This is a genomic window from Streptomyces sp. HNM0574 (genome assembly GCF_012726235.1).
In the GTDB taxonomy this organism is placed as follows: Bacteria; Actinomycetota; Actinomycetes; order Streptomycetales; family Streptomycetaceae; genus Streptomyces.
The window spans coordinates 1-16,384 of sequence record NZ_JAASAH010000029.1 but is presented as its reverse complement, the minus strand read 5'-3'; the positions used below and the strand labels follow the sequence as shown (position 1 = coordinate 16,384).

At 71.4% G+C, this 16,384-nt stretch carries 16 protein-coding genes; 10 read left to right on the top strand and 6 right to left on the bottom strand.

Annotated features, from left to right (window positions below):
- Positions 1–123 precede the first annotated feature (123 nt).
- On the bottom strand, positions 124–1,383 hold the full coding sequence (gene serB, locus HCC30_RS28070) for a phosphoserine phosphatase SerB (RefSeq protein WP_169445739.1): 1,260 nt from the start codon (positions 1,381–1,383) through the stop codon (positions 124–126).
- A 437-nt stretch (positions 1,384–1,820) separates the two neighbouring features.
- Here serB and HCC30_RS28065 point away from each other — a divergent pair, with 437 nt between their 5' ends.
- Entirely contained in the window at positions 1,821–4,457 is a 2,637-nt protein-coding gene (locus tag HCC30_RS28065) for an FHA domain-containing protein (protein WP_346776846.1), read from the top strand.
- Positions 4,458–4,538: 81 nt separating this feature from the next.
- Here the strand turns inward: HCC30_RS28065 and HCC30_RS28060 are convergent, their stop codons facing one another.
- The gene (locus HCC30_RS28060) at positions 4,539–5,243 is read right to left on the bottom strand and encodes a transglycosylase SLT domain-containing protein (RefSeq protein ID WP_346776845.1); all 705 of its coding nucleotides are present in this window, start codon (positions 5,241–5,243) and stop codon (positions 4,539–4,541) included.
- A 474-nt stretch (positions 5,244–5,717) separates the two neighbouring features.
- Here HCC30_RS28060 and HCC30_RS28055 point away from each other — a divergent pair, with 474 nt between their 5' ends.
- The 3 genes from HCC30_RS28055 (at position 5,718) to HCC30_RS28045 (ending at position 7,937) form a co-directional block, all read left to right on the top strand.
- Complete coding sequence (locus HCC30_RS28055) at positions 5,718–6,869, top strand: GAF domain-containing sensor histidine kinase (RefSeq protein WP_169445736.1); 1,152 nt, start codon at positions 5,718–5,720, stop codon at positions 6,867–6,869.
- Entirely contained in the window at positions 6,862–7,503 is a 642-nt protein-coding gene (locus HCC30_RS28050; RefSeq protein WP_169445735.1) for a response regulator transcription factor, read from the top strand. Before HCC30_RS28055 ends, HCC30_RS28050 begins: the two co-directional genes overlap by 8 nt.
- Before the next feature lie 194 nt (positions 7,504–7,697).
- On the top strand, positions 7,698–7,937 hold the full coding sequence (locus HCC30_RS28045; protein ID WP_169445734.1) for a chaplin: 240 nt from the start codon (positions 7,698–7,700) through the stop codon (positions 7,935–7,937).
- Between the two features lie 133 nt (positions 7,938–8,070).
- On the opposite strand, the gene HCC30_RS28040 is transcribed toward HCC30_RS28045, so the two are convergent.
- Positions 8,071–8,877, bottom strand: a complete 807-nt coding sequence (locus tag HCC30_RS28040) for a hypothetical protein (RefSeq protein WP_169445733.1) — start codon at positions 8,875–8,877, stop codon at positions 8,071–8,073.
- A 106-nt stretch (positions 8,878–8,983) separates the two neighbouring features.
- On the opposite strand from HCC30_RS28040, the gene HCC30_RS28035 reads away from it, so the two are divergent.
- The 4 genes from HCC30_RS28035 to HCC30_RS28020 all read left to right on the top strand — a co-directional run bounded on the left by HCC30_RS28035 (position 8,984) and on the right by HCC30_RS28020 (position 12,237).
- The gene (locus HCC30_RS28035; RefSeq protein ID WP_169445732.1) at positions 8,984–9,775 is read left to right on the top strand and encodes an ABC transporter ATP-binding protein; all 792 of its coding nucleotides are present in this window, start codon (positions 8,984–8,986) and stop codon (positions 9,773–9,775) included.
- Positions 9,776–9,819: 44 nt separating this feature from the next.
- Complete coding sequence (locus tag HCC30_RS28030; protein WP_169445731.1) at positions 9,820–10,245, top strand: NfeD family protein; 426 nt, start codon at positions 9,820–9,822, stop codon at positions 10,243–10,245.
- A gap of 118 nt (positions 10,246–10,363) precedes the next feature.
- Entirely contained in the window at positions 10,364–11,320 is a 957-nt protein-coding gene (locus HCC30_RS28025) for an SPFH domain-containing protein (protein ID WP_169445730.1), read from the top strand.
- 146 nt (positions 11,321–11,466) lie between these two features.
- Positions 11,467–12,237, top strand: a complete 771-nt coding sequence (locus HCC30_RS28020; protein ID WP_169445729.1) for a sulfite exporter TauE/SafE family protein — start codon at positions 11,467–11,469, stop codon at positions 12,235–12,237.
- A gap of 23 nt (positions 12,238–12,260) precedes the next feature.
- Here the strand turns inward: HCC30_RS28020 and HCC30_RS28015 are convergent, their stop codons facing one another.
- Positions 12,261–12,800, bottom strand: coding sequence for an HNH endonuclease (locus HCC30_RS28015; RefSeq protein ID WP_169445728.1), 540 nt, complete (start codon positions 12,798–12,800; stop codon positions 12,261–12,263).
- A gap of 368 nt (positions 12,801–13,168) precedes the next feature.
- On the bottom strand, positions 13,169–13,708 hold the full coding sequence (locus HCC30_RS28010) for a YbhB/YbcL family Raf kinase inhibitor-like protein (protein ID WP_169445727.1): 540 nt from the start codon (positions 13,706–13,708) through the stop codon (positions 13,169–13,171).
- A 119-nt stretch (positions 13,709–13,827) separates the two neighbouring features.
- Here HCC30_RS28010 and HCC30_RS28005 point away from each other — a divergent pair, with 119 nt between their 5' ends.
- Complete coding sequence (locus HCC30_RS28005; protein WP_169445726.1) at positions 13,828–14,259, top strand: barstar family protein; 432 nt, start codon at positions 13,828–13,830, stop codon at positions 14,257–14,259.
- A 77-nt stretch (positions 14,260–14,336) separates the two neighbouring features.
- On the opposite strand, the gene HCC30_RS28000 is transcribed toward HCC30_RS28005, so the two are convergent.
- On the bottom strand, positions 14,337–15,119 hold the full coding sequence (locus tag HCC30_RS28000; protein WP_169445725.1) for a sporulation protein: 783 nt from the start codon (positions 15,117–15,119) through the stop codon (positions 14,337–14,339).
- 161 nt (positions 15,120–15,280) lie between these two features.
- Here HCC30_RS28000 and HCC30_RS27995 point away from each other — a divergent pair, with 161 nt between their 5' ends.
- Positions 15,281–15,973 carry a DNA-3-methyladenine glycosylase gene (locus HCC30_RS27995; protein ID WP_169445724.1) on the top strand — a complete coding sequence of 231 codons (693 nt, stop codon included), beginning with the start codon at positions 15,281–15,283 and terminating at the stop codon, positions 15,971–15,973.
- Positions 15,974–16,384 lie beyond the last annotated feature (411 nt).

Here is a 16,384-nt window from a genome sequence, read left to right as displayed (position 1 = left end):
CCCGGTGCGGGCGGGGGAGTTGCGGCGTCCCGGAGGACGCGCGGCAGGAGCCGGTGCGCTCCGCGGAGGGCCGAAGCGGCCGGATTCCGGGCGCCGTTGCCCAGGGAATCCGGAGCGGTCCGGTCAGAGCCCGGGGACGTCCGGACCGTCGATGAGGACGCCGTCGGCGCCGTCGGCCGCCTCCACCTCTTCCCTGGTGATCCCCAGCAGGTAGAGCACGGTGTCGAGGAACGGCACGTTGACCGCGGTGTGCGCGGCCTCCCGCACGACCGGCTTCGCGTTGAACGCGACGCCCAGGCCCGCGGTGTTGAGCATGTCCAGGTCGTTCGCGCCGTCGCCGATCGCGACGGTCTGCGCCAGCGGGACGCCCGCCTTCTCGGCGAAGCGCCGCAGCAGCCGCGCCTTGCCGCCGCGGTCCACGATCTCGCCGGTGACCTTGCCGGTCAGCTTCCCGTCGACTATCTCCAGCGTGTTCGCCGAGGCGAAGTCCAGCCCCAGCTCCTCCTGGAGCGCGTCGGTGACCTGCGTGAACCCGCCGGATACCACGCCGACCTGGTAGCCGAGCCGCTTGAGGGTCCGCACCAGGGTGCGGGCGCCCGGGGTGAGCCGGACCTCGTCGCGGACCTTCTGCACCACCGACTCGTCGAGCCCGGCGAGGAGCTCGACGCGGGCGTGCAGCGACTGCTCGAAGTCCAGTTCGCCGCGCATGGCCCGCGCGGTGACCTCGGCGACCTCCGCCTCGCAGCCCGCGTGGGCGGCGAAGAGCTCGATCACCTCGTCCTGGATGAGGGTGGAGTCGACGTCCATGACGACCAGGCGCTGGGCCCGGCGCTGGAGTCCGGAGGCGACGACGGCGATGTCGACGCCGTGCTTCGCGCCCTCCGGGGCGAGCGCGGTGCGCAGCGTGGCGGGCTCGGCGCCGGAGACGTCGAACTCGACGGCGGTGACGGGGTACTTGGCGAGCCGGAAGATGCGGTCGATGTTGGCGCCGGTCGAGGTGATGTTCGCGGCGATCGCGGCCGTCGAGTCGGCGCGCAGGGGCTGGCCGAGCACGGTCACGTGCGAACGGCCGGTGCCGCGGGGGCGGTTGTCGCCCGTACCGGAGATGATCTCGGCGTCCAGGTTCAGGGACTCGGCCCAGCTGTGGACGGTGGCGCGCAGCTCACCTTCCGTGGCGGAGCCGCTGCGCGGCGCGGTGACGAGCACGCACAGCGCTATGCGTCCCCGGGTCACGAGCTGCTCGATGTCGACGACCTCGACGGCGAAGGCAGCGAGGGTGTCGAACAGCCCGGCGGTGAGCCCGGGCCGGTCCTTGCCGAAGATCTTGACGAGGAGCGTGGGCGTGTCGGCGTACGAGGGCGGAGTGGCCAGCGAAGTGGTCATGGTGCTCTTACGGTAGCCGCTGGCGGGCGCGTTTCACCTGCGGGGGATGCCTAGCGGGAGCTTGTGCGCCCCTGTACCCGGGGCAAACGCGGTGACGGACGGTCGCGGGAGACGGCCGCCCGGTGTCCTCGGGGCGTACCGCGGGTGACGGGAACCCGGTCCGGCACCGCATCCGACCGGTTGCGATTCCCCCGGGTCACGAACTGCTCGCGGACCGTACGCGAAGGACCGGTGCCGAGTCGGCCGGATCTCGTCTTCACATCTTTTCCGCTTCGTCTCCGTGACGCCTCCCCGTGGCCTCCTCTCGTCACGGTGTGCTTGCCCCGGGTCGGCTTTCTGTCATGGCCCTGCGCCTGAAATAGTTCGTCCCGACGTTCGCCATCCTCTTCACTCCCTCGGCAGGGAGTTGCTCGGGGGACAACTTTGTGGGGCATGGAGTGCCGGAACTCGTACTGGAATTGAATGGACAGACCTGGGCGCTCGACCCGTCCAGGACGTACCGCCTCGGCCGCGATCCTCAGGGGGACATCGTGATCGAGGACGCCAGGGTCTCCTGGCGGCACGCCACGCTCCGCTGGGGCGGGCGCAGTTGGGTCGTCGAGGACCCGGGCAGCACCAACGGCACCTACACGCAGGGGCACCGCGTCCAGCAGCTGGAGCTCGCGCCGGGCTCGACCGTGCACCTGGGCAACGCGAACGACGGCCCGCGGCTCGACTTCGCCGCGCCGGTGCCCGGACAGCCCGGCCTCCACGAGGCACCGACCGCCTCGCCCGAGCCGATGCAGGCGGGCGCCGGAGTGGCCCACGGCGGCCAGGCGTACCAGGCGCCCCAGGCGTTCGCGGCCCCGCAGCAGCAGGGCCACGGCGGACCGGCAGGACCCGGCTGGGCGCAGCAGGCCCCCCAGCAGCAGGCCCCGCAGCAGCCGTTCGCCGGCCGGCAGGTCCCGGAGCAGGGCGGCCCCGCGCAGGGGCAGCCGCACGCGGCGGGCCAGGGCGGCGAGGGGCAGGGGGACCGCAGCCCCACGACGTTCCACCAGGTGGCGCTCGGCCGCGTGATGCGGATCGGCCGCGCGCTGGAGAACGAGCTGGTCGTCTCCGACCTCCAGGTCTCCCGCCACCACGCCGAGTTCCACGCGACCCCGGACGGCCGCTTCGAGATCCGTGACCTCGGCAGCCACAACGGCACGTACGTCAACGGACGGCCGCTGCCCAAGTCCGGCTCCGCGGTCATCGCGGCGCAGGACGTCGTCGGCGTCGGCCACTCGTCCTTCCGGCTCGTCGGCGACCGGCTGGAGGAGTTCGTCGACACCGGCGAGGTCTCCTTCTCGGCCCGGCAGCTCACGGTGAAGGTCGACGGGGACAAGACGATCCTCAACAACGTCACCTTCGGTGTCCCCGAGAAGTCCCTGGTCGGCGTGATCGGCCCGTCCGGCTCCGGCAAGTCGACGCTGCTGCGGGCCCTCACGGGCTACCGCCCGGCCGACGTCGGCGAGGTCCTCTACGACAACCGGAACCTGTACGAGCACTTCGCCGAGCTGCGCCAGCGCATCGGCCTGGTCCCGCAGGACGACATCCTGCACAAGGAGCTCAAGGTGCGCACCGCCCTGCGGTACGCGGCCCGGCTCCGCTTCCCTGGCGACGTGGCCCAGGCCGAGCGCAACGCGCGGGTCGAGGAGGTCCTCGCCGAGCTCAAGCTCGACATCCACGCGGACAAGAAGGTCACCTCCCTCTCCGGCGGCCAGCGCAAGCGCGTCTCGGTCGCCCTGGAGCTGCTGACCAAGCCGTCGCTGATCTTCCTCGACGAGCCCACGTCGGGCCTCGACCCGGGCATGGACCGGGACGTCATGCAGCTGCTGCGCGGGCTCGCCGACGACGGCCGCACCGTCCTCGTCGTCACGCACTCCGTCGCCGAACTCGGGCTCTGCGACAAGCTGCTGGTGATGGCGCCGGGCGGCGGCGTCGCCTACTTCGGCCCGCCCGAGGAGGCGCTGAACTTCTTCGGCTACCAGAGCTGGGCGGACGTCTTCTCGGCCTTCGAGAACTACCGCGACTACGACTGGATGGGCCGCTGGCAGGGCTCGCAGCACTACCAGCTGTACGCGGCCGAGCTCGACACCGCGGCCCCGCAGGCCGACCCGTACGCGCAGCCGGGCCCGCACGCGGCACCCGGCCCGTACGGGGCGCAGCCCCCGCAGCAGCGGCCGCCGATGCAGCCCGCGCGGCAGCAGAAGCCGCAGAGCTGGGGCTCGCAGCTGTGGACGCTGATCAGACGGTACGTCTCGGTGATCGCCTCCGACCGCTCCTTCCTCGTGCTGTCCTTCGTGACGCCGCTGCTCCTCGGCCTGGTCAGCACCCTGATGCCGTCCGAGTACGGGCTCACCGCACCGCCGGGCAAGGCCAACGGCGACGCGGGCCCCATCCTGCTGATCCTCGCCATCGGCGCCTGCTTCTCCGGCGCGGCCAACTCCGTCCGCGAGCTGATCAAGGAACGCGTCATCTACGAACGGGAACGGGCCACCGGCCTGTCCCGCTCGGCGTACCTGATGTCGAAGGTGATCGTGCTCGGCGTCGTCGCCGCGGTGCAGGGCCTGCTGATGTGCGTGGTCGGCTTCATGCCGCGCGACCTGCCCGAGGAGGGACTGCTCGGGGACAACGCGGCCGTCGAGATGTCGCTGGTCGTGATCGCGCTCGGCGCCACCTCGATGATGTTCGGCCTGATCATCTCCTCGCTGGTGAAGACCTCCGAGAAGACCATGATCCTGCTGGTCCTCTTCGCCGTCGTCCAGGTCGTGTTCACGGGCGTGCTGTTCAAGCTGTACGACAGCCCCGGCGTCGAGCAGGTGGCCTGGCTGATGCCCTCGCGCTGGGCGCTGGCCGCGCTGGGCACCACCACGGACCTCGGCCGGCTGATGCCGCAGGACAAGGAGGACCCGACGAACACCGATCCGCTGTGGGAGCACTCGCTGAGCACCTGGACGATGGACATCGGCATCCTCGTCCTGATGGGCATCCTCTGCGGCTTCGTCGTCATCCGCCTGCTGCGCCGGCACGAGCCCGAGGTCATGCGCAAGTAGCCCGCCCCGCCCGGGAGTCGGCGGGAACACACGAAGGCGGCGGCACCCTCCACGGGGTGCCGCCGCCTTCGCAGGTCCGGGTCAGTACCAGTTGTTGGCCTGCCAGAAGTCCCAGGCGCCGCAGGGGCTGCCGTACCGGTCGTTCATGTAACCCAGGCCCCACTTGATCTGGGTGGCCGGGTTGGTCTTCCAGTCCGCGCCCTCGGAGGCCATCTTGCTGCCCGGCAGCGCCTGCACCAGGCCGTACGCGCCCGAGGACGGGTTCTCCGCGTGCGGGTCCCAGCCCGACTCGCGTTCCACGATGTTCGAGAAGCACTGGAACTGCGCCTCGTCACCGATGATCTGACGGGCCATCTCCTGCGGAGAGCCGGAGGGCACGACGCTCTTCCGCTCGGCGGAACGGCTCGCCGCCGCTTCCTGCTCGCGCTCCTGCGCGGCCTTCTCCCGTGCCGCGGCGCGCTGTTCGGCCTCCTCGGCCGCCTTCTTGCGGGCCGCCTCGGCGCGGGCCTTCTCGGCCGCCTTGGCCGCGGCCGCGCGCTGCTCGGCCTCCGCCTTCTGGCGCGCCTTGGCCTTCGCCTCCTCCTGCGCCGCGTCCTGGGCGTGGGCGGTCTGCGCGTCGATGCTCGACTTCTGGTCGGCGGAGCTGTCCACGGCCGACTGCCAGGCGACGGGCTCCGCCGGCAGGGCCGAACCCGCCGTGTCCGTCCCGCCCTTGTCCTGGCCGGGGACGACGGCGAAACCGAGCGCTGTCGCGCCGACCGCGGCGACTCCCGTCACGGCTGACACCTTCTGCAGGCGGGTCAGAACAGGGCGTCGGTGGCGTGCGGCGTTCATGCGGAGCAGACCCTTTCGGTGGCAGTCCCACGTTCCAGTTGTGGACCGCAGGGGCTCTGCGGCGGCGGCCATTCTTAGCGGCCCGGCACCGGCCCGGCAAAGAACACCAATACGAACCGGGATAGTGGATCAACGGACAAGGAGGACGCCGATCCGGCCACCGTCCCCTGTCGTCCCACGTCGGACGGGCCGGAAACCGCCTTCTGTGCGCCGTCGTCTACTAAGCGAGGCCGTAGGTCTGTTGCGGTGTATGGGAGGGGTCACACCGCGTTCCTTCACAAGTCGCTCACGGTGCGGGCACAGGCACATGACGTCACGCCCTCACGGGGTGCACACTCCTCGGCCCGCAGCCCTAGGACCACCGTCCCCGCACCGGCCTGCGCACGTCCGATTCCGCCCGCCCCCGCCGCCGGTACCGTGACCGTCATGGGCCCCAACCAAGGACTGTCCGCCGTCAGCGCCGCACTGCTCGCCATGAACCGGCAGCTGGAGGTGCACGACGTGCTGCAGACGATCGTGGCCTCGGCGCGCGAGCTGCTCGACGCCGAGTATGCGGCGCTCGGAGTGCCCGACGACCACGGCGGGTTCGCGCAGTTCGTCGTCGACGGCGTCACCGAGGAGCAGTGGCGCGCCATCGGCCCGCTGCCCCGCCAGCACGGCATCCTCGCCGCGATGCTGCACGACGCCACCCCGCAGCGCCTCGCCGACGTACGCCGCGACCCCCGCTTCGAGGGCTGGCCGTCGGCGCACCCGGAGATGGCCGACTTCCTCGGCATGCCCATCGCCGACGGCGAGAACGTCCTCGGCGCGCTCTTCCTCGCCAACAAGCGCTGCCCGGACGGCGGCCGGGCAGCGGACCGGAGCTGCAACTTCACCGAGGACGACGAGGCGCTGCTCGGCCTGCTCGCGCAGCACGCCGCCATCGCGCTCACCAACGCGCGCCTCTACGAGCGCAGCCGCGAACTCACCATCGCGGGCGAGCGCGCCCGCATCGGGCACGAACTCCACGACGCCGTCGCGCAGAAGCTCTTCTCGCTCCGGCTCACCGCGCAGGCCACCGCCACCCTCGTCGACCGCGACCCGGAACGGGCCAAGGGCGAACTGCACGAGATCGCGGGCCTCGCCGCCGAGGCGGTCGACGAACTCCGCGCCGCCGTCGTCGAGTTGCGCCCCGCGGCCCTGGACGAGGACGGGCTCGTCGCCACCCTGCGCACCCAGGCGCAGGTGCTCGACCGCGCCCACTCGGCCGAGGTCAGCTTCGCGTCCGAGGGCGTACGCGCCCTCCCCGCCGCCCAGGAGGAGGCCCTGCTGCGGGTCGCCCAGGAGGCCCTGCACAACGCGCTCCGGCACTCCGGCGCGGCCCGCGTCACCGTCACCCTCACCCGCAGCGGCGCCGGCGCCGTGCTGCGGGTCACGGACGACGGCTGCGGCTTCGACCCGCGTACCGTCCGCCGCGCCGGCCGGCACCTCGGACTGGTGTCGATGCGGGACCGCGCAGGCGCCGTGGGCGGCAGGCTGAACGTCGAATCGGAGCCCGGCAAGGGCACGGTGATGGAGATGGAGGTGCCCGGTGGCTGACCCGATCCGCGTCCTGCTCGTCGACGACCACCAGGTCGTACGGCGCGGACTGCGCACGTTTCTCGAAGTCCAGGACGACATCGAGGTGGTGGGCGAGGCGGCCGACGGCGACGAGGGCGTGGCCCAGGCCGAGGCGCTGCGCCCCGACGTCGTCCTGATGGACGTCAAGATGCCCGGCACGGACGGCATCGAGGCGCTGCGCCGGCTCCGCGAGGGCGGCAGCCCGGCCCGCGTCCTCGTCGTCACCAGCTTCACCGAGCAGCGCACCGTCGTACCCGCGCTGCGTGCCGGCGCCTCGGGTTACGTCTACAAGGACGTCGACCCGGACGCGCTCGCCGGCGCCATCCGCTCGGTGCACGCGGGGCATGTGCTGCTCCAGCCCGAGGTCGCGGGCGCGCTGCTCTCGGAGGAGGCGGACGGGACCGCGGGCGGCAGGGGCAGCTCGCTCACCGACCGCGAGCGCGAGGTGCTCGGCCTGATCGCCGACGGCCGCTCCAACCGCGAGATCGCCCGCGCCCTGGTGCTGTCCGAGAAGACGGTGAAGACGCACGTGTCGAACATCCTGATGAAGCTCGACCTCGCCGACCGGACCCAGGCGGCTCTGTGGGCGGTCCGCCACGGCCTCACCGGCTGACCTCCCGCGCGGCGCCCGGGCCGGCCTCCGGACGAGTCAACTCTCCCTTCCCGTACGGGAGTTCGCCTGCGCGGGATGAGATTCATACTGTCGTGTAGACGTCCCCCGGATGGCGCAACCGGGGGCACCGGACGGCGTTCTTCATGGCGTGCTGCGGCGGCCGTCCGCAGCGACGCACAAGGAGGAGCTGAGAAGTGAAGAACCTGAAGAGGGCCGTGGCCGTCACCGCGATCGCCGGTGGAATCGTCGCCGGTGGCGCCGGAGCCGCCTTCGCCGAGAGCGCCGCCAACGGTGCCGCCCAGAACTCGCCCGGCGTCGGCTCCGGCAACCTGGTGCAGGCCCCGGTCCACATCCCGGCGAACGTGACCGGCAACAACGTCAGCGTCATCGGCGTGCTCAACCCGGTCTTCGGCAACGCCTCCGCCAACGGCTGACACCGACGGCACGGGCCGGCATCCGGCCGGCCCACCCGGGCCCCGCGGCCGCGCCTCCTCTCCCAGGGCGCGCCCGCGGGGCCCCGCGCGTTCTCCAGGCGGCGGCCCCAACCATCCGTAGCCCGGGGGGAGTTCAGGGCCGCCCGCGCTCCAGCTCCTCCGCGTACGCGTTGTACGCGGCCACCTGGGCCCGCCTGGCCGTGCGCTCCACCGGGCGCAGCGCCTCCGTCCGCGCGGTGATCTCGGAGGCGCTGACCGCGCCGCCGTGCTCCCGCCCGTCGCCGCCCTCGCCGTGCGCGATGGCGATCAGCGCGCCCACCCGCTGGGCCAGTTCCAGCACCCGCACCGCACGCGGCGGATAGCCGGGGGCGAGCACCTGGCGCCCGGCCTCCATGCGCGCCCGGTACGCCTCAAGTGCCGCGTCGGCGACCGGACCCGAACCCGCGACGTCCAGCCGCGTCAGCACCTCCGTCGCCTCCCGCATGGCCTCGGCCAGTTCGCGCTCCGCCTCGCCGAGCGAGGGCACGTCGGCGCCGGGTGCGTCCCGTACGGGCAGGCAGCGCCAGGTCACCTCGGCGTGCACGTCCCCCTCGGGGCCGACCTCGTACACCTCGGGCACCAGGCCGATTCCGGCCTGCGGTGCCAGCACCGCCTCCCCGGCGTGCAGGGCCCGGGCGTTGAACTCGGGCGGGCCGCCGAGCCCCAGCGGGTGCCCCGGCGCGGGCAGCGCCACCCGCAGCCCGGTGGCGCCCAGCGCGCGCAGCCGGCCCAGCGCCAGGGTCAGCCCGACCGGGGCCGACTCCTCCCCGGGCAGGTCCGCCACCCGGTGGACGGCATCGTCCGCGACGGCCCGGCTCGCCGACTCATCCGGGGAGACAAGTCCGGCAATCAGTGCGTTTCCCCAGGCTGCGAGCCGCCCGGAGCGAGGTTCCAAGAGCATGTACCCAGCCTAGGGAACGCCGCCGATGACGGGTGGCGTAGGTTTTGCATGGGGATCGTGCCCACAAGGCACGCACACAGCGACTGCATTTGGGAGACAACCGCTCATGAGCGAAGTACTGGAGCTGGTGGACGTATCAGTGGTCCGCGAGGGCCGTGCTCTGGTGGACGACGTCTCCTGGTCGGTCAAAGAAGGTGAACGATGGGTGATCGTCGGCCCCAACGGCGCGGGCAAGACGACGCTCCTCAACGTCGCCTCCAGCTACCTCTTCCCGACCTCGGGCAACGCCACCATCCTCGGTGAGAAGCTCGGCAGCGTCGACGTCTTCGACCTCCGCCCGCGCATCGGCATGGCCGGCATGGCGATGGCCGACAAGCTCCCGCACGACCAGACGGTCCTGCAGACGGTGCTCACCGCCGCGTACGGCATGACCGCGCACTGGCAGGAGCAGTACGACGCGATGGACGAGGAACGGGCCCGCGCCTTCCTCGACCGGCTCGGGATGAACGAGTTCCTGCACCGCAAGTTCGGCACCCTCTCCGAGGGCGAGCGCAAGCGCACCCTCATCGCGCGCGCCATGATGACCGACCCCGAACTGCTGCTCCTGGACGAGCCCGCCGCCGGACTCGACCTCGGCGGCCGCGAGGACCTCGTCCGCCGGCTCGGCCGCCTCGCGCGCGACCCGTACGCCCCGTCGATGGTGATGGTCACCCACCACGTCGAGGAGATCCCCCCGGGCTTCACGCACGTGCTGATGATCCGCCAGGGACAGATCATGGTCGCCGGACCGATCGAGACCGAGCTCAACTCCCGCAATCTCTCCCGCTGCTTCGGCCTCCCGCTGGTCGTCGAGCAGCACGGCGAGCGGTGGATGGCTCAAGGGCTGCCCCTCGGCTGAAGCGGGGGCTGCCGCTGAGCTGATCGCGCGCCTACCATGGCCCTGTGGACGCATGGGTCTGGTGGCTCGTTGCCGCCGTAGCGCTGGGAATTCCGCTCGTCGTCACGGCCATGCCCGAATTCGGCATGCTCGCCGTCGGAGGCGTCGCGGGCGCCGTCACGGCCGCGTTGGGCGGTGGCCTGGTCGCACAGGTCGTCGTCTTCGCGGCCGTCTCGACCGCCCTGATCCTCGTGGTCCGGCCGGTCGCCCGGCGGATGCGGGCCGAACGCCCCGAACACGCCACCGGAGTCGACGCCCTCCGCGGCAGGCGGGCCGTCGTGCTGGAGCGGGTGGACGGCCAGGGCGGCCGGATCAAACTCGCGGGCGAGGTCTGGTCGGCCCGGACCCTCGACTCCGACGAAACCTACGAGGCCGGTCAGCAGGTCGACGTCGTCGAGATCGACGGAGCGACCGCCATCGTGATGGGATAGCGCTCATAACTACCGCGGCAGCCAAGGTACTTGACGCAGCGCGCCTCCGCGCTGCCGTACCCGACGCAGCACGCTCCCGCGCTGCTGCCTTATCCAATACCGAGACTGGGGGACGGCGATGGACGCCATCATCATTGTCCTGATCATCCTGGTGGTGCTGGTCTTCATCGCACTCATCAAGACGATCCAGGTCATCCCGCAAGCCAGCGCAGCCATCGTCGAGCGATTCGGCCGCTACACACGCACGTTGAACGCGGGCCTGAACATCGTCGTCCCGTTCATCGACACCGTGCGGAACCGCGTCGACCTGCGCGAGCAGGTCGTCCCCTTCCCGCCGCAGCCGGTGATCACCCAGGACAACCTGGTCGTGAACATCGACACGGTGATCTACTACCAGGTCACCGACGCCCGCGCCGCGACGTACGAGGTCTCCAGCTACATCCAGGCGATCGAGCAGCTCACCGTCACCACGCTGCGGAACATCATCGGCGGCATGGACCTGGAGCGCACCCTGACCTCCCGCGAGGAGATCAACGCGGCACTCCGCGGCGTCCTCGACGAGGCCACCGGCAAGTGGGGCATCCGCGTCAACCGCGTCGAGCTCAAGGCCATCGAACCGCCCACCTCCATCCAGGACTCGATGGAGAAGCAGATGCGCGCCGACCGGGACAAGCGCGCCGCGATCCTCCAGGCCGAGGGTGTCCGGCAGTCCCAGATCCTCACCGCGGAGGGCGAGAAGCAGTCCGCGATTCTCCGCGCCGAGGGTGAGTCCCGCTCCGCCGCGCTGAAGGCCGAGGGTGAGGCCCAGGCCATCCGCACCGTCTTCGAGTCCATCCACGCGGGCGACCCGGACCAGAAGCTGCTCTCGTACCAGTACCTCCAGATGCTCCCGAAGATCGCCGAGGGCGACGCCAACAAGCTCTGGATCGTGCCCAGCGAGATCGGCGACGCCCTCAAGGGCCTCGGCGGCGCACTCGGCAACTTCGCCCCCGGCGGCGGCAACGGCAACGGCGACGCCGCCCCCGCCGTCCCCAGCACCCCCAAGTCGCTCCGCCCCCAGCCGCCCACCGACTGACGGGCAGCCGGCCGCGGCACGGCCGACGCGGGGAGGTGACGGAGCCCACGCCGGGCCCCACCTCCCCGCACCCCCGCCCCTCGTGCATGATCAGTGGCACACACACTGATCAGCCGAGGGGCTTCTTACGTGACAGGGGTTGCGACGTGACGATCTGGGAGGCACTGGCCGTCTGCGCGGCGGGTGTCGGAGCGGGCACCATCAACACCATCGTCGGCTCCGGCACGCTCATCACGTTCCCGGTGCTGCTCGCCACCGGCCTGCCGCCGGTCACCGCCAACGTCTCCAACTCCCTGGGCCTGGTACCCGGTTCCATCAGCGGCGCCATAGGGTACCGGCGCGAACTGCGCGGCCAGCGGCAGCGCGTCCTCCGGCTCGCCGCCGCCGCGTTCCTCGGCGCCCTCACCGGCGCGGCCCTGCTCGTGACGCTGCCCTCCAGCGCCTTCGACATGATCGTCCCGGCGCTGATCGCCGTCGCGCTCGTCCTCGTCGTCCTCCAGCCCCGGCTCGCCCGCGCCGTCCAGCGCCGCCGCGAACGCAACGGCACCGACGGCCGGCCCCGCCACGGCGGCCCCGCGCTCCAGACCGGCATGACGCTCGCCAGCGTCTACGGCGGCTACTTCGGCGCCGCGCAGGGCGTCATCTACCTCGCCCTGATGGGGCTGCTGCTCGACGAGGACATCCAGCGGCTCAACGCCGTGAAGAACGTGCTCAGCGCCATCGTCAACGGCACGGCCGCGGTCTTCTTCCTCTTCGTCGCCGACTTCGACTGGCTCGCCGTGATCCTCATCGCCGTCGGCTCGGCGGCCGGCGGCCAGCTCGGCGCCCGCATCGGACGCAGGCTGCCGCCGGCCGTCCTGCGCGGCGTCATCGTCGCCGTCGGCCTGGCCGCCATCCTCCAACTCGTGCTGCGCTGACGGCCGGTGGCACCGCCCCCGGCTCAGGCCGGCGCGGCGAGCAGCGGGCCCTGTGCCCGCTGCCGGGGCAGCGCCAGCCACTCCGGCAGCGCCTCCCCGTCCCGCAGGCCCAGAGCCAGCAGCAGCGCGTCACCCGGCGTCGGCTCGAACGGCTGCTGCAGCAGCGCCATTCCGGCCTGCGCGGGCGTACGGTCCGCCTTCCGGTGGTTGTCCGCGGCACACGCGGCGACGGTATTCAGCCAAGTGTCACCACCGCCCCGTGAACGCGGAACGACATGGTCCACCGTGGTCGCCCGCCGCCCGCAGTACGCGCACCGGTGCCGGTCCCGTACCAGGACGCCGCGCCGCGACCACGGCGCCCGTTGTCGGAACGGCACCCGCACGTACCGGCACAGCCGGATCACCTGCGGCACCGGAAGATCCACGTCGGCGGCCCGGAACCGGAGGCCCGGATGCGCCTGTTCGACCACGGCCTTCTCCTGCATCACGAGCACCACGGCACGTCGCAGGCCGACCGTCGACAGCGGCTCGAAGCTCGCGTTGAGCACCAACGTCTCGCGCATCCCGACCACCTCCCCATACCCACCCGCCCCCGTGGGCAGGTGATCCCACTCTGGCGCTGCCCGGACCGCCCGACAACGCAATTTCCCCCGCCCGTACGGCGGATGACCGCCCGGAGACCACACGGAAAACCCCGCACCGCAGCAAGGCGGTACGGGGTGGGAGAGAGGGGAGTGGAGAGAGGCCCGGGAACGGCAGAGGGCAGCCGACGCGGTCGTCCGGCGGAAGCCGGACTCCGACAGACAGCGGGCGCAGACACCAGCGCCCCGCCGCCCCCGCGCGATGCGGTGCCGACTGCCCGGCTACCACTGTGCGTTGCGGAGACGACGGGGCGCAAAGGGTTTTCCGGCCGCTTGGGCCGGCCGCCGCGTCAGCCCTCGGCGCGCTCCTCGTGCTCACCGATCAGCTGCGCCCGCGCGAGGGCCTTGAAGCGCAGGTTGAAGCCGACCACCGCGGGCGTCGCCTCCGCGTCCGGGCCGAGCTTCTCCTCACCGACGGCGTAGACGGTGAACACGTAACGGTGCGGACCGTCACCGGGAGGCGGGGCCGCGCCGCCGAAGTCCCGGGTGCCGAAGTCGTTCCGTACGTGCACCGCGCCCTCGGGCAGGCCCTTCATCTCGCCCGAGCCCGCACCCGTGGGCAGTTCGGTGACGTCCGCCGGGATGTCGAACACGGACCAGTGCCAGAAGCCGCTGCCGGTCGGCGCGTCCGGGTCGAAGCACGTCACCGCGAAGCTCTTCGTCTCCGGCGGGAACCCCTCCCAGCGCAGCTGCGGAGAGGTGTTGCCGTCCGACAGCAGCTGCGCGGACGCCAGCCTGCCGCCGTCGGGCACGTCCTCGCTCACCACCCGGAACGACGGCACCTCGGGGTGGAAGTCGTGGGGGAGCGGGCGCCGGTTCTGCTCGGTCACGTCGGGGTCCTCCTCGTCGTGCGAATCGCTGTACCGGCCAGCCTAACGAGCCGACGTGGACGTCTTTGCCACCATGGGTGGGCCAGGACGATGCCCTTCGACGCGGTGGTGCGACGACGATGACCAGCTCCGTGGATCTGCCCGAACTCCCCTACGGCGACGTGCCCGGCCTGTTCGACGGCACAGTGCCTCCCGGCACGTACCGTTGCGCTTCCGTGGGGCCCGACGTACTGATGCACGCCGAGGCGGCGGGCTGGGTCGAGGGCGTGGTGGATCTGCAAGGGGTCACCGGCAAGGCGGACTTCATGGAGCGCGTCGCCACCGGCCTCGAACTCCCGGACTGGTTCGGCCGCAACTGGGACGCACTCGCCGACTGCCTCACCGACCTCTCCTGGTGGGGCGAACCCCGCGGATACCTGGTGATGACCGCCGGCTGGCCGGACTTCGAACAGGCCGACCCGAGCGGAGCGGACATGGCAGCAGAGATCTTCACCGCCGCCGTCGGCTACTGGTCCGTCCGCGACGCCCCCCTCGCCGTCCTCCTCGGCTGAACCTCTCTTTTACGCGCTCCACGACGACGGGCTGCCCGGCACGTGAATCAGTGCCGGGCAGCCCGTCGTCGTCCCGTTTACAGCCAGTTCCGCTTGCCGCCGACCTCGGTCAGCCACTGGTTGATGTACCCCGTCCAGTCCGTCTCCTGGAACCGGGCCAGGTCCACGGGGAAGGACCGGAACGAGTCGCTCTGCCCGGTGAACAGACCGGGCTTCTTGTCCATCTCCATGACGACGTCCATCTCGCCGCCGTCCGCGACGAAGGAGACCTCCACCTGGTTCAGGCCGCGGTACTGCTGCGGCGCGAAGAACTCGATCTCCTGGTAGAAGGGCAGCTGCTGCCGCGTCCCGCGGATGCGCCCCTTCTCCATGTCCGCGTTCTTGAACCGGAAACCGAGCGCACCGAACGCGTCCAGAACGGCCTGCTGCGCGGGCAGCGGGTGCACGTTCACCGGGTCCAGATCGGTCGAGTCGACGGCACGGGCGATCGCCAGCTCCGTCGTCACCCCGATGTTCATCGCCGGCAGCGGCTGCCCCATGAACATCGTGATCGGCGTCTCCCACGGCACGGCCAGCTGGAACGGCACCGTGTGCTGCGAGCCCTCCTGCAGCGTCAGCGCCCCGCCGAGCTGCTGCCGGCCGAACTCGATGTTCTGCTTCCGCTCCCCGTCGTTCGTCTCCACCTCGACCCGGGCCTGCAGACCGACGGACAGCCCCTGGATCTCCTGGACGACCGAACCGCCCTCGATCCTGACCTCACCCTGGACCACACCGCCGGGAACCACGTTCGGCTCGTGCAGCACGGTGTCCACCGAGGCGGCCCCGATGCCGACACTTGCGAACAGCTTCTTGAAGCCCATCTGTTTGTCTTCCTCTCCAGGCCCGGCCTGTGACTCGAATTCCGTCGGCGCTCTCCCGCGAGCCGCCGCTACGAGGTACGCAGCACACGGCCCCACGGTTCCGTCCGCCGGCCAACGGGATACGGCGGCGCGACCACGCCTCTCCGTTACCCTCGGAGTGCATGATCACAGGCCGAGACCGTACGCGAGACGGTGAGGACCGCATGCCCCTTCCCCGCTCCTTCTTCGACCGCCCCGTCCTCGACGTCGCCCCGGACCTCCTGGGCCAACGCCTCGTCCGCACGACCCCCGAGGGCCGCATCGAACTCCGCATCACGGAGGTGGAGGCGTACGCGGGGGAGACCGACCCCGGCTCGCACGCGTACAAGGGGCCCACCCGGCGCAACGCCTCCATGTTCGGCCCGCCCGGCCACGCGTACGTCTACTTCATCTACGGGATGTGGTGGAGCCTCAACCTGGTCTGCGGCCCGGAGGGCCAGGCCAGCGGCGTCCTGCTGCGCGGCGGCGAGATCCTCAGCGGCACCGAGCAGGCCCGCGAACGCCGGCCCAAGGCCAAGAAGGACACCGAACTCGCCAAGGGCCCGGCCCGCCTGGCCACCGCCCTCGCCGTCGACCGCGAACTCAACGGCACCGACCTCTGCACCCGCGACGGCGCTGCACCGCTCCGCGTCTTCGCGGGCGACGGCGTACCGGCGGAGTCCGTACGCAGCGGCCCGCGCACCGGCGTCGGGGGCGAGGGCGCCCACCGGCCCTGGCGCTTCTGGGCGGACGGCGATCCCACGGTGAGCCCGTACCGCCCGCATCAACCGAGGCGGCGCTCCAGGGCACTTGACGCCAAGCAGCCCGAGGTCTAACGTTGACCGAGTCGCTGAAGAGGGACAGACCCCAGTGCAACCCTTCCGAGGGAAGCGCAGGAGGCCCCCGGGCGACAAACCACTACAGCGATTCCCTTACGGGGCGGCTTTTCGGCATGCCGAAAAGTACCGCGGAGCTCGATTAGGAGCCCGGAAGGAAATCCTCTAAAGTAGCGGTCAGCCGAAAGGTGCCCCGCCGACGGGGGATCGGAATCCGAAAAGCCGGACCGGAAACGGAACGGAAAACGGATCTGATAGAGTCGGAATCGCTTCGAAAGCGGAAGACGGGGAACCGGAAACCGCAGAGAAGCGGCCCGGAACTCGGTCAGGCGAAAGTCTGATAGAGTGAAGGAACACCGAAGGGAAAAGCCCGGAGGAAAGCCCGAGAGGGTGGACCGAAGGAAGCATCCG

Coding starts and splice junctions, on each gene's coding strand:
- serB (WP_169445739.1), bottom strand. CDS start 1,383: ATGACCACTTCGCTGGCCACTCCGCCCTCGTACGCCGACACGCCCACG.
- HCC30_RS28055 (WP_169445736.1), top strand. CDS start 5,718: ATGGGCCCCAACCAAGGACTGTCCGCCGTCAGCGCCGCACTGCTCGCC.
- HCC30_RS28040 (WP_169445733.1), bottom strand. CDS start 8,877: ATGCTCTTGGAACCTCGCTCCGGGCGGCTCGCAGCCTGGGGAAACGCA.
- HCC30_RS28035 (WP_169445732.1), top strand. CDS start 8,984: ATGAGCGAAGTACTGGAGCTGGTGGACGTATCAGTGGTCCGCGAGGGC.
- HCC30_RS28025 (WP_169445730.1), top strand. CDS start 10,364: ATGGACGCCATCATCATTGTCCTGATCATCCTGGTGGTGCTGGTCTTC.
- HCC30_RS28015 (WP_169445728.1), bottom strand. CDS start 12,800: ATGCGCGAGACGTTGGTGCTCAACGCGAGCTTCGAGCCGCTGTCGACG.
- HCC30_RS28005 (WP_169445726.1), top strand. CDS start 13,828: ATGACCAGCTCCGTGGATCTGCCCGAACTCCCCTACGGCGACGTGCCC.
- HCC30_RS28000 (WP_169445725.1), bottom strand. CDS start 15,119: ATGGGCTTCAAGAAGCTGTTCGCAAGTGTCGGCATCGGGGCCGCCTCG.
- HCC30_RS27995 (WP_169445724.1), top strand. CDS start 15,281: ATGATCACAGGCCGAGACCGTACGCGAGACGGTGAGGACCGCATGCCC.